This window comes from Mesobacillus jeotgali, assembly GCF_031759225.1.
Taxonomy (GTDB): domain Bacteria; phylum Bacillota; class Bacilli; order Bacillales; family Cytobacillaceae; genus Mesobacillus; species Mesobacillus jeotgali_B.
Genome location: NZ_CP134494.1, coordinates 2379030 through 2391161 on the forward strand (window position 1 = coordinate 2379030; position 12132 = coordinate 2391161).

The following is a 12132-nucleotide window of genomic DNA, read 5'->3' on the forward strand; positions in this document are numbered from 1 at the left end:
ATGCAGCAAGTGCCAGACGATCTTTTTGTTCTAAAGAAAAAAAACAAAGAAGAAAAGGCCGATAGTAAACCTAGTGAATCGTTTTGGATAGATGCGATAAGCGTACTGAGACAAAACAAGCTTGCTATGACTGGACTTGCCATTAATATTGGTTTGATCGTAATGGCAATTATAGGTCCAATGCTGGTTCCCTATTCGTATTCAGATCAAAATCTGTTAAATTCCAATCTCCCTCCATCATTTGATTATTGGTTTGGAACGGATGATTTAGGTAGAGATTTATTTTCCAGGACCTGGGTAGGAGCAAGAATTTCCCTTTTTATTGGTATAACAGCAGTAGTTTTGGATTTGATAATCGGAATTATATGGGGAGGAATCGCAGCATATAAAGGCGGAAAAACTGATGAAGTGATGATGAGAATCGTAGATATACTTTATGGACTGCCTCATTTGCTGGTGACAATTTTATTGATGGTCGTATTAAAGCCTGGATTACTCACTATTATAATTGCAATGGCTGCAACGGGATGGATTGGAATGGCGCGTCTAGTTCGCGGTGAAATACTGAGATTGAAAGAATCTGAATTTGTAATGGCATCCCAAGTATTAGGAGGGAGTTTTTTTCGGGTCTTGTTTAAGCACCTTATTCCAAATGCTATGGGCCCTATAATAGTGAGCATGACATTATCTGTTCCTGGTGCAATTTTTGCGGAAGCCACTTTAAGCTTTCTTGGACTAGGTGTTCCTGTACCGCTTGCAAGCTGGGGAACGATGACATCAGAAGGTCTCGTCACCTTATTAACAGGTGAAATATGGAGGCTATTTTTTCCCGCATTATTTATTTCATTAACGATGTTTTCATTTAATGTATTGGGTGATGGTCTGAGGGATGCGCTGGATCCGAAATTCAGAAAATAACTCTTTTACTCAATGAAAGGGTGATAAATGTGAAAAGATTACTAGAAGTTAATGACCTGCAGGTTCATTTTCATTCAAAAAAACAGAATATCTACGCTGTTCGTGGGGTTTCCTTTCATGTGAACAAGGGGGAAGTCCTCGCAATTGTCGGAGAATCCGGGTCTGGGAAATCAGTTACTGCTAAAAGTATTATGAAACTGCTTCCTGAGAAAACATGTTCCATCCCCGAGGGGTCCATTTTATTTAACGGGGATGAAATCATCACAATGAAGAAAAAACAGCTTTCCAAAATCCGTGGGGCAAAGATCGGTATGGTATTCCAGGATCCCATGACTTCCTTAAACCCGACAATGAAGGTGGGTGACCAAATTGCGGAGGGGCTAATCGTTCATAAAGGCTATAGTAAAAAGTTAGCTCATGAAAAGGCAATTGAAATCATTAGTCTAGTTGGAATCCCGGATCCTATATATTGTTGTACAACTTATCCTCATCAGCTAAGTGGAGGAATGAGGCAGCGAGTTGCCATTGCAATGGCTTTGATTTGCGAACCTGATCTGTTAATTGCTGACGAGCCAACAACAGCTCTTGACGTAACCATCCAAGCACAGATTTTGGATTTATTAAAAGACCTGCAGGAGAAAATGGGTATGGCGATCATTCTCATTACGCATGATTTAGGTGTGGTTGCAAGGTTTTCAGATAGAGTGAATATCATGTATGCCGGTAAAATAGTCGAAAGTGGAACGAAAAACGAAATTTTTTATAATCCAAAACACCCCTATACGATTGGATTGCTAGAATCAGTTCCTCATCTTGATTTAGAAAAAAACCAACAATTAACCGTGATTGAAGGGACTCCACCAGACTTGCATGATCCTCCAAAAGGTTGCGCTTTTACTTCGCGATGTCCCTTTGCAATGGAGGTATGTGATTTGTATCAACCTAATAAAACCATCCTATCAAGTACACATCATTCTGTTTGTTGGTTGATGGATCAAAGAGCGCCAAAAGTAGATGACATTCAATATAACGATTTTCATCAGTGAGTTTACTTAAAGGGTTTTTTTCTCTGTTTTCTTATCTAAGCAAAGGTGATTGATATCCTTTCTTTTTTAAGCAATGACTCCCCACTCATTTTAAAATATCGTGGTTGATATCTGTCATAGTAGTCGTGCTATTGTATCCCATTCTTGCAGGGGCAGGAAGAGTACTCATTTCATTATCCGCTGTGGGGAATACATTCTTTCTCAGAAGATGGAATCTACTAGGTAAGATTAGTCTTTCTTAAAACACTCAAGTGGCCATTTGCCTTTGTGTAGCACTATTCTCATATTATGAATTTGCAAGTAGGTACGATAAATATAACCAGTATTCTAGGACATTCACGCCTTAGATTCCACAAACAGTCTGGCCTACACTCCACAAGGAGGGTACAGAAACTCAGACACTCCATTTTTTCTACATAATTAAACATTAATATCAAAGTAGAATGAAAATGAGAGGGTTGATGAAATGTTCATTAAACTGGAGAAAAGCGGCGAAATGGTTTTTGGGCTGTTAGCAGGGGATATGTTCCTTGACGGTGAATGCAGAAGCTGGGGTGAGGGAGCTGGAGTCTTTTTATGGGAGCCATTTGCGGCGATTGTTGTGTTTGAGAATAATGGTTCCTATAAATGCTATAACCTACTAGAACAAGTAGACTTTAAGGAAATTATCCTGGCAGAAAAGTAAGCGATGAATGCGAGACAGTTTTTTAATAAAGGGTTCCGTTTACAGGTGCTTTTACAATAAATGACACAAAAATTGACGTATGAAATGGCATACGTCTTTTTCTTTATTTATAAAGGTTTCCGCGGGATTTCTTTAACTTTGACATATAAATTGACATCATTATTATGATGGACAATATGTGTTAGTCAAAACATCTGTAAATTTCAGTTCTGTGTTGAGTATCAATTTTATTGATTCTTCTTCAACTAAAGATGCAGTTTACTTAAATAAAGGCCAACAAAAAGAGATTTTTATTTTTATGTATATATAACAACATTTTTTACCATCTCCATTTATTCACTAAATTTTCCTTTATAATTAAAGATGGAAGATCTTGTAGAAAAGTGGGGAGGAATGGAAATGAAAGTAAGTAGAGTAGAGGTCAAGAATTACAAGTCAATTAGCCACATCATTGCAAATATTGATGACCTAACTGCTATCGTTGGAAAAAACAATTATGGTAAATCAGCTCTATTGGATGCAATTCAGTGCTTTTATGGAGACAAAACAATTAATGATGACGATTTTCATATGGGAAAAGATGACAATATAGAAATAAGCATACTATTCTCTAATATCATTAATGAAGACATTGAACGTTTTTTTAATTACAAATCAATGTATAACAAAACAATGATGAAAATTATGGAGAATGTAGGTAACCAGACCCTAGAAGAAAGGGAACTGCGTAAGTTGGAGGAAAAGCGAGTACAAAAGTTTGCAGAAACAACTGAAAAATTTTGTCTCGATTTAGATCAGAATGACAGTATATTAATTAAATTAATTAAGCCCAGGCGTGGAAACAGTTTATACAAATTATCAAATGACTCCACCGTGGTAAAAAACGATTTTTGTAAATTAATTCCCCCCATTAAGGTAATATCTGCTATAAGAACACCCGATAAAGAAACTACTGCTGGAACTAAATCCAATATGAAAGAACTAATTTCATTATTACAAGAGCAACAGGAAGAAGAAAATTTCGTGAAACTTCCTAATTCACGAGATAAATTAACTTATGGAGAAATAAAGGCACTGATATCAACTAATGAAGAGGAACAATGCCGAAATTTATCAACCGATTTAACAACACACTTTCAGGAAGCAATCAGTACTGATACGCTTTCTGTTAAAGTCAAAATTGAAGAAAGTTTTAAATTCGATTTTAAATACAAGACAGTACTTATTGATAGGGATATGCCCCATAAGGAAATTGATATATTATCTTGTGGAACTGGACTTCAAAGTATGATGATTTTATCCATCCTACAAACTTATATAAAAATGATGAGTGACAGCAATTTGATTTTACTAATTGAAGAACCAGAAGTTTACTTGCATCCTTCACTTCAACGTAAAATGATTAATACTTTGGTAAAAATAAGTAAGAAAAATCAAGTATTGTTAACTACCCACTCACCAATTATTATTAGCAAGATTGACCAGCAAAATATTCATTGTATAAATAAGGTAGGTGGAATATCGAGTATTATGGATGCTACAGCAACCACCATTATTGAAGAGCTTGGTATTCAAGTATCAGATATACTAAATAAAAATGCTGTATTGTTCGTAGAGGGAAAAGACGATAACAATTTATTCAGTGCATTAATTAACAAAGTAGCAACAAATATGGGCTTAGACGGCGATTTAACAATGAAAGAGATTGATATTATCCAAACAGATGGTTATGACAAAATGGATTTTTATGCCAACGCTAAGATTTTACATAAAGATGTAGTTAAAACTCCATATTGGGTGATAACTGACTCTGACGGAGAAGAAATACCAACTAGAAAAGCTTCACTAGTTAAAAAAGGTACTGATAATGGGGTAACGATTGATGAAAGACGAATAAAAATTCTCCAGGAATATGCCATTGAATCTTACTTTTTGGATCCGATCATATTATCAACAGTATTTCCAAAGTTGGGATCTGAAAATCTAAAGGAATTATGTGATTGTTACTTTCTTGCCTATGAAACAGCCTTAGCCTTATTAAGGCAAAATAGTTTCGGAAAGAAGCAACACTTCAAAGCATATTTTAAACCTAAGATTATGTTTAGTGATTTAGATAGGCCTCAACAAGCAATAAATTATATTCTTGATACACATTATCGTGCCAGCGAATCAGTTAAAGCAACAAGAAACAAATTGATACAAGAGTGGGTAGCTTTGGAGGACCCTATAATAAAGATAGTAGAAACTTTAGATATTATGCTGCTCAAAGAAACAAGAATGAGCGATATAATAAACGTGGTCGAAGAAATTATTACAGAGCTAGTTCCACAGAAACAAGTGCAATAACAGACAAAAAGAAAGTAGTTTTACTCTTCTTTTTTATATTAAAAACATTTAAAAATGCTGAAGAGGGGTGTACTAAATGTAACGGATGGGTTGCTCCAAGAAGAATTAGCCACATCTTTTCTTGAATTTCCTTATTGAGCAAACGGAGCATTTAGTTCGAAGCTGTCAGTTGCAGAAAACTTTATTCCTTCCCGACAAATCGAGTAGGAGGGGGTGACTAACCCCCGACCTCTCACACCACCGTACGTACCGTTCGGTATACGGCGGTTCAATTAAGTGTGACGTAGAAATTCATATCTTTGATATAGACTTTTGAGCCCTCGATGACTCCAATAAGAGTTATCGAGGGTTTTGTGTAAGATTGGACTTGAGGCAATTCTCCAAAATTTCTTTCTGGAATTTCCCCATTCGTATGCCTTTTGGTCTGGAACGCCAAGACTTTTGAGTTTTCTTACTCTTGTCTTCGGGTTCTTCCATTGTTTCCATTCAATCATACGGAGTCTTCTTCTAATCCACTCATCAAATTCTTTGAATTTACTTGGTGTATCAGCTAATGCAAAATATCCACACCATCCCGTTAGAAATTGATTCAATTTCTCAATTCTAACTTCCATGGGGATTGGTTTAGAACGGGATGTTAACTTTCGTATTTTAGCTTTTAGCCTTTTAACACTTTCGTTGGCTATTCGAACCTTCGGTTTCTTATTAACCGTAAAGCTAAAGCCAAGGAATTTTCGTTTCCACGGGCGGTCAACCGCTGATTTCCCTCTGTTTACTTTGAGCTTTAATTTCTGCTCAATGAAGCATGTAATGGAGTTCATTACTCGTTCTCCAGCTTTCTTCGATTTCATGTAAATATTACAATCATCGGCGTATCGGACAAACTTGTGACCTCTCCTTTCTAGTTCTTTATCAAGCTTATCCAAAAGTATATTCGAAAGAAGAGGGCTCAGGGGACCTCCTTGTGGTGTTCCTTCTTCTGCATCGTAGACTACACCATTTATCATGATTCCTGCTTGGAGATATTTTCGAATTAGCTTCAAGACCAATCGGTCTTGGATTCTGCTTGCCAATATCCCCATCAGCTTGTCATGATTCACTTTGTCAAAGAACTTCTCCAAGTCCATGTCAATCACCCATCTGTAACCTTCACTTATATATCCCCTTGCTTTACGTACAGCGTCATGGCCTCTTCGGCTTGGCCTAAACCCATAACTATGTTCCGAGAAGGTTGGGTCAAAAAGCGGAGTTAAAACTTGGGCGATTGCCTGTTGGATGAAACGATCTATCACGGTAGGTATTCCAAGTAACCTTACTCCACCGTTCGGTTTCGGGATTTCGACTCGACGTACTGGGTTAGGTTGATAGGTACCTTTCCTTAAAGAATCACAAAGGGTGTCCCAGTTCTCATAGAGATGTCTTCGTAGGGATTTTACGGACATTCCATCTATGCCGTGACTCCCTTTGTTCTTCTCCACACGTTTAAGTGCTTCTATTAAGTTTTCCCGTGATAGAATCAGATTCATTAACATGTGATATTTCCTTTCGACGTGAACGTAGAAATCTAATTATGTTATTCCTGCTCCACCCTCATGAAGTCCCCTGTGGATTCACCACTTCCTCCTTCAAGTAAGTCCTTTCGGATTGTCTGCTTCTACACAGGAATTGTATGCCTAGTTCTCGTTCTTCCTAATTGTTCAGTCCTTCCCTTACCGTCTCGAGCCGGTAAAGTACTATGACCTCTGCTGACTTCTGATTGTTCAGCTATCTATTGCTAGATAGGTTACCAAGTGTACTTGGCTTTCCAATCAGACCTCCCCGGGTAAGAGTACAGTCTTTCCCTCCATCTATCTGCTTCATTTACTCTGTACCACCTTCGGCAGTAAGGACTTTGTTTTGTTCTGCAAACTCATCCAATGGTACCTAGCCTTATATGAAGTTCGTGTTCCTCAGACCGGAGGTTTGCCGCTCGCTTCCTTCAGATTCCGCGTCACCGCGGACACCCTTGCGTTAAGCTAACCACTACTACTGCCTTCATGGCTCGGGACTTACACCCTATAGACTGCACCCATGCCGGGCGCACAGAAAAAACCCAATGCAATTGCAGTGGGTTTAACTATAGGTACAACCGCGTTCGTCAAGTAACCGAGTCCATGTAGCCCATCTGAACAGTAAACTTCGGTAGGCCAACAGAGTTTAGAGGGCGACTAGCTCTGCGAGCTTGGCCGCTACTTCTGCCATTGGCTCTTCTGCTGTGTTTAGACCGCTTCGCGATCCGAGTAAGGGACTGACTTCGCGAAGAGCTTCATACGTTGTAGCGTGCACAATCGGAACGAGCCGATCACCCGCGAGGAGTGCCGAAAGTTCTTTGTCGGCGATGCCCTCTGTTGGGAGGCGGCGTAGCAATGCAGGGGTCACCAGCACAATCCCAACTCGTGAGTTTGCCAAGCCTTTGTCGATGGCGCGAAGTAACGGCACACCGAGGCCAACGTCTTTCTCGCTAAACCAGACGGAGACACCGTGTGACTCAAGCAGATCGTGCAGCTCCTTAGCTGCCCCCTTCCGGTCGTCCCACGCATGGCAGAGGAAGACGTCCCGAAGGTCAGGCTGATTTGCCAGGTTTTCGACGCTGTTGCGGACTGGTGTGAGTGCCCGAACTTCTTCAGGTGTGTACAATATGGCAGAACCTGATCCTGACCAGCGGGGTTTTGAACTGCGGACGGAAACTCCGCCGCTGCTTCGGACGCTCCCATTTGTCAGGGACGAGGAGTAAGAAGGGGGCGAGTACGAGTACGACTTGTAGCCCCCATAACGCCCTCTACATGCTGGACAGTTGGCTGCGGCACTCGCTGAGCCATGTCCCCTTACTGGAGCTGTACATCTAACCATGTTTCTACCTCTCTAATTAATTGAATAGTTCTGACAAATTATATCACTTTTTACCAATAAAAGACAGAATATTTAAGCTACCCTACCTTTCATCATGGAAAGTAAGTAACTGTTGTTTTGAGAGCCTATGGGGAAAATCTTTCCTGTAAAATTTGAACTCAGGGCATTGGATATTAGCAAAGAGAACTAATATGCATTAATTTCCATTTTTATCCATACCACGCTTACAGGAAACATTAGTTTAACGAGCAAAAGGTAGTAGTCACTATCTTGTTATTCCATTATTGGGCGCTTTTCTTGAATAAGAAGGCGTCTTTTGGCATGGATAACACATTTAAGGGTTTAAGTTTCTGAAGGTGTCATAAAGAATGTGAAATATTGTACTTAAGCTGAACGGGTGCTTTAGTTAAATAAGGCTTTGGTATTCCTAATAAAGAAACTCGCCAATTAAATGGCGAGTTTTACTTTTTTATATATAAATAACGATGCAATACAACTGTCATTTCGGCACGTATTTTTAGAAAACATCCTCAAAACGGAACCCTTTAGTTTTTTAACGGGTTACGCTTTTTTTTGATTTCAATGTACCAGGAAGGAAAAGTGGTTAATGTAGATCTGTAAGATCAAGGTGATAACTGGCTTGTAGTCCAACCATTAATATGATTTGGCATAACTCGTCCAGCCTATTATATATTGGATTTCTCTTTCAACGCTCCCAGTGATGGGGAAAAGAAGTTCAAATAAATCATTTAGATAGAAGGATAAATTTTACTAGATCCAATTGCAAGTATTATCCACCCCAATACTCATACTGATAATAATCTATAGATAGATACAAATGTGCATAGAAGGATAGAGTGGCGGCTAACTGTAAGGTTTATTACAGCCAGTAGCGGCCAACATTTTTATTACAAAAAGTAAGTTATTCAGTTATTCCGGGAACAGCCCGAATAGTGAGGACAATAAGTACAATCGATATTATCTCCTATATTTGATGTTCTTTATAATTTTTTCACTCTACATACTTTCTCCATGATTCGCTTTTATATTTAAAGCATAGAAACAAACTTCATCACCAGAAAGGAGGGGCTATCATGATGGGACCTGGTTTTGCAGCAGCTGGCTGCGGACCGATTGGCTTACTAATTGGTTTACTGTTGGTTGGTCTTTTGATCTACATGTTGAAGAACAGGAAGAAATCAGATGGGTCGAATCTGCCTGATTCTAGTAAAGCAATGGAACAATTGAAGATGCGGCTGGCACAAGGGGACATCACCCCGGAAGAGTACCAAAAGATGAAAGACATTGTTTCAAAATAACAGTTTTCGCTTCATACTTTCTACAAATTTTTAAAAGAGAATGAAAGTATAAAGAAATGGAAAGGAGAGAAGGAAATGATGATGGGACCTGGGTATGGTTACTTTGGAGGCTTCGGGATGGGAGGTGGATCCTTGATGATGATAATAGTTTTCCTGGCAGTCGGCTATCTGCTATATCTGGCTTTCAACCAGAATAGAAGGAGTGAACAAACGCTTCCACTCCAGGCAGTGAACAATCAAGCAATTGATCTTGCCAAGGGCAGGTTGGCAAGAGGAGAAATCACTGTCGAAGAATTCGAAAAAATGAAAGCAAACCTTTTATAAAAAGTTTTAAAAAAACTTATAAAAATAAAAAAATAGGAGTGTTTATTATGATGAAAAAGACAATTATTACTGGCGCATTAGCAGCAGCCCTTATCGCAACAGGAGGTACAGGATTGTATATGGCATCCGCGAAGGAAAATGCAGTTAATCCTGCTGATCTTATGAAGGAGCAGGGAATTGATTTCAAGAATATGGCTAACATCATGGGTGAGGGCAACTTTGAAAATATGCAGGAGTTCATGGGTGAACAGGGTGTAAATATCGATGAGATGAATCAAATGATGGAATCAGGAGATTTTGATGATATGCAAAAATTCATGGATGACCAGAATATCAACTTTGGGCAAATGAAGCCATATATGCAGCAAATGCATCCTGATTTGAGCACTAAAGACCTTGAGGATATGTATAAAGGGATGCATGGTACAGGTGGCGCATCTGACAGCCGGAATTTCCAGGGTATGGGGAACATGGGCTTATAAAATCTTACTGAGGGCCGGTCTTCCGGCCCTTAAGACCAAAATTCAGGAGGATTGAAACAATGTTTACACTGTTGATCTTGGCAATAGGTTTTTACCTTTACAAAACAGGCGATTTACAAAAATGGTTTGGGAAGATGGGTACTCACGTTCCAGATAATACCTCGGCCAGACAGACCATTGATTTGAGGTATGCTGCAGGCAAAATTACTGAGGAAGAATACGTTAAACTGAAAAATCTCATTTAATATGGAGGAGCAATGACAAATGATGAACGGTCACATGGGTTCTTTTATAAATGGTTATGGATATAGCGGTCCATCCGGCTTCACCCAGTTTGGAATGATGCCATACTTTAACTCGTCTACTTTAATTTTTCTTGTTCTAATTGCAATTGGAGTATATTTTCTGATGAAAAACCAGTTTCTACCCAAGGCGGATTCAGGGAATATCCAATCAATAGAAGCCGAAGAAATGGCAAAGTTAAGATACGCAAGAGGAGAGATCACCTTAGATGAATTCCAGCAAATTTTAAAATCGATTAAATCGTAATCGAGGTGAATGAAGTGGTGACTCTTATATTAGCAGCCATAGTCTTCTATTATTTATTGAGGACTCGAGATCTGTTCAGACTAATCAAGATGACAAGGAAGCTGTTTGTTGACCTTATGTACTCTTTCAAAAAGCAGAAGCAAGATTCAATACAAAAGGATTCTCCTTCTGAAGCTCTGAAACTGCGCTACGTCAAAGGCGAGATTTCTCAGAGTGAATATGAAATAATTTCTAAAAACCTACTCTAAAAGAAAGCTGCCAAACGGCAGCTTTCTTTTCATCAGTTTTACCATGACTATTTTTAGAAAAGCGAAACAAATCCCCAACCTGCTGTTGCAAACAGAGTGATGAGTCCTAGTGTCAGACCAATCAGTTGCCGGTTTCCCTTTTTCTGTTGATTTAAATATTCTTTGTAATCAATCTCTCCGCGAGCAAACTGAAGTCCGATTTCATCTGGCTCAATTCGGTACAGGTTACCATCCTTATCAGCCAGTACGATTTTTGAAATCACTCCGTGGTTCTCAAATGGAAAGGGTTTGCCTGCTTCAATGGCAAAGCTGCCTTCCCCGATCAATTCAATATGCAACGGGCGATAAACTGTGAATTGCACGATTTGTTCGGCGGTATGGTATGATATCTGGTCGATATTATGATGAGAAACACACATTTTTTTCACCTCACTAAAATTATATTATAAAGGTTCAAAAATGGAACTAGAAATACTTTATTCATTCTTTGTGCACAATTTGCCAGTATAATGGTCACTAATCCGTAATCAGAGAGGATGGTTTCATTGAAACAGGAATTAAATGAGAAAATTAAAAAAAGATACAACCGAGTTTCAAAAATTTATGACAGAATGGATAGAATGATTCGAGAAGATTGGAGGAGAGACCTACTGGCTGGCGCATATGGTGATGTCATGGAAGCAGGGGTAGGGACTGGGGCGAACCTATCTTTTTATCCGAATAATATTCAATCCTTGATTGGAGTGGATTTCAGCAGCGATATGTTAAAGTATGCAAAACAGAAAGCGTCACAACTTAATGCGTCTTATAAAATGGAACTAATAGAGGGAGACATCCAGGAACTGCCCTTTCCGGACAATAGCTTCGATACGGTAGTATCTACCTGTGTGTTTTGCTCTGTACCAGACCCGATTGTGGGTCTAGAAGAACTGAGAAGAGTTTGCAAACCGGACGGACAGATTCTTATGCTTGAGCATATGAGAAGCGAAAACCAGGCGGCAGGACTTGTAATGGATATACTGAATCCAATAACAGTGGGAATGTGGGGAGCAAATATAAACCGGGAGACAATGGCAAACATTAAATCAGCAGGATTGTCAGTTGTTGGCGAAGAAAGACTAATGGGGTCAATAATGAGAAGACTGTTGCTTTCTCCAAATAAATAGATCAATGTAACAAAAACGGTTCAAAAACAGAACCGTTTTTTGTTTGGGGTTTTTAATTATTTTGACTTAATCATTGATTAACTATTTGTGTTACTAAAGCAAAATTATCCAATAAATACATAAGGTAAGCCTAGTACAGAACATGACGGTATAATTGACA

Annotated in this window: 13 protein-coding genes; 10 read left to right on the forward strand and 3 right to left on the reverse strand. The window is 38.9% G+C overall.

Annotated features, from left to right (window positions below; translation table 11 throughout):
- The 4 genes from RH061_RS11920 to RH061_RS11935 all read left to right on the forward strand — a co-directional run bounded on the left by RH061_RS11920 (position 1) and on the right by RH061_RS11935 (position 4995).
- Complete coding sequence (locus tag RH061_RS11920; RefSeq protein WP_311076385.1) at positions 1–918, forward strand: ABC transporter permease; 918 nt, start codon at positions 1–3, stop codon at positions 916–918.
- Positions 919–947: 29 nt separating this feature from the next.
- The gene (locus tag RH061_RS11925; RefSeq protein ID WP_311070429.1) at positions 948–1964 is read left to right on the forward strand and encodes an ABC transporter ATP-binding protein; all 1017 of its coding nucleotides are present in this window, start codon (positions 948–950) and stop codon (positions 1962–1964) included.
- Positions 1965–2430: 466 nt separating this feature from the next.
- A complete protein-coding gene (locus RH061_RS11930) occupies positions 2431–2649 on the forward strand; it encodes a hypothetical protein (protein WP_311070430.1) in 219 nt (72 codons plus the stop codon).
- 399 nt (positions 2650–3048) lie between these two features.
- Positions 3049–4995, forward strand: a complete 1947-nt coding sequence (locus tag RH061_RS11935) for an ATP-dependent nuclease (protein WP_311070431.1) — start codon at positions 3049–3051, stop codon at positions 4993–4995.
- Positions 4996–5267: 272 nt separating this feature from the next.
- On the opposite strand, the gene ltrA is transcribed toward RH061_RS11935, so the two are convergent.
- Both ltrA and RH061_RS11945 read right to left on the reverse strand, forming a co-directional pair.
- A complete protein-coding gene (gene ltrA, locus RH061_RS11940) occupies positions 5268–6527 on the reverse strand; it encodes a group II intron reverse transcriptase/maturase (RefSeq protein WP_311070432.1) in 1260 nt (419 codons plus the stop codon).
- 664 nt (positions 6528–7191) lie between these two features.
- A complete protein-coding gene (locus tag RH061_RS11945) occupies positions 7192–7671 on the reverse strand; it encodes a toll/interleukin-1 receptor domain-containing protein (protein WP_286182734.1) in 480 nt (159 codons plus the stop codon).
- A gap of 1307 nt (positions 7672–8978) precedes the next feature.
- Between RH061_RS11945 and RH061_RS11950 the strand changes: the two genes are divergently transcribed.
- From RH061_RS11950 to RH061_RS11970, 5 genes are all read left to right on the forward strand, one after another.
- Positions 8979–9203 (forward strand): SHOCT domain-containing protein, encoded by a 225-nt coding sequence (locus RH061_RS11950; RefSeq protein ID WP_311070434.1) that lies wholly within the window; start codon positions 8979–8981, stop codon positions 9201–9203.
- A 75-nt stretch (positions 9204–9278) separates the two neighbouring features.
- Entirely contained in the window at positions 9279–9527 is a 249-nt protein-coding gene (locus tag RH061_RS11955; protein ID WP_286182735.1) for an SHOCT domain-containing protein, read from the forward strand.
- Positions 9528–9574: 47 nt separating this feature from the next.
- Entirely contained in the window at positions 9575–10009 is a 435-nt protein-coding gene (locus tag RH061_RS11960; RefSeq protein WP_286182736.1) for a hypothetical protein, read from the forward strand.
- Positions 10010–10068: 59 nt separating this feature from the next.
- On the forward strand, positions 10069–10254 hold the full coding sequence (locus RH061_RS11965) for an SHOCT domain-containing protein (RefSeq protein ID WP_214904601.1): 186 nt from the start codon (positions 10069–10071) through the stop codon (positions 10252–10254).
- A 19-nt stretch (positions 10255–10273) separates the two neighbouring features.
- Positions 10274–10558, forward strand: coding sequence for an SHOCT domain-containing protein (locus tag RH061_RS11970; protein WP_214904604.1), 285 nt, complete (start codon positions 10274–10276; stop codon positions 10556–10558).
- Between the two features lie 301 nt (positions 10559–10859).
- On the opposite strand, the gene RH061_RS11975 is transcribed toward RH061_RS11970, so the two are convergent.
- Positions 10860–11225 carry a hypothetical protein gene (locus tag RH061_RS11975; RefSeq protein ID WP_311070435.1) on the reverse strand — a complete coding sequence of 122 codons (366 nt, stop codon included), beginning with the start codon at positions 11223–11225 and terminating at the stop codon, positions 10860–10862.
- A 126-nt stretch (positions 11226–11351) separates the two neighbouring features.
- Between RH061_RS11975 and RH061_RS11980 the strand changes: the two genes are divergently transcribed.
- On the forward strand, positions 11352–11972 hold the full coding sequence (locus RH061_RS11980) for a class I SAM-dependent methyltransferase (RefSeq protein WP_286182737.1): 621 nt from the start codon (positions 11352–11354) through the stop codon (positions 11970–11972).
- The last annotated feature ends 160 nt before the right edge of the window (positions 11973–12132 follow it).

Excerpts from the sequence above, each read along its gene's own strand:
- RH061_RS11920 (WP_311076385.1), top strand. The coding sequence starts at position 1 with ATGCAGCAAGTGCCAGACGATCTTTTTGTTCTAAAGAAAAAAAACAAA.
- RH061_RS11950 (WP_311070434.1), top strand. The coding sequence starts at position 8,979 with ATGATGGGACCTGGTTTTGCAGCAGCTGGCTGCGGACCGATTGGCTTA.
- RH061_RS11955 (WP_286182735.1), top strand. The coding sequence starts at position 9,279 with ATGATGATGGGACCTGGGTATGGTTACTTTGGAGGCTTCGGGATGGGA.
- RH061_RS11970 (WP_214904604.1), top strand. The coding sequence starts at position 10,274 with ATGATGAACGGTCACATGGGTTCTTTTATAAATGGTTATGGATATAGC.
- ltrA (WP_311070432.1), bottom strand. The coding sequence starts at position 6,527 with ATGTTAATGAATCTGATTCTATCACGGGAAAACTTAATAGAAGCACTT.
- RH061_RS11960 (WP_286182736.1), top strand. The coding sequence starts at position 9,575 with ATGATGAAAAAGACAATTATTACTGGCGCATTAGCAGCAGCCCTTATC.
- RH061_RS11975 (WP_311070435.1), bottom strand. The coding sequence starts at position 11,225 with ATGTGTGTTTCTCATCATAATATCGACCAGATATCATACCATACCGCC.
- RH061_RS11930 (WP_311070430.1), top strand. The coding sequence starts at position 2,431 with ATGTTCATTAAACTGGAGAAAAGCGGCGAAATGGTTTTTGGGCTGTTA.
- RH061_RS11935 (WP_311070431.1), top strand. The coding sequence starts at position 3,049 with ATGAAAGTAAGTAGAGTAGAGGTCAAGAATTACAAGTCAATTAGCCAC.
- RH061_RS11965 (WP_214904601.1), top strand. The coding sequence starts at position 10,069 with ATGTTTACACTGTTGATCTTGGCAATAGGTTTTTACCTTTACAAAACA.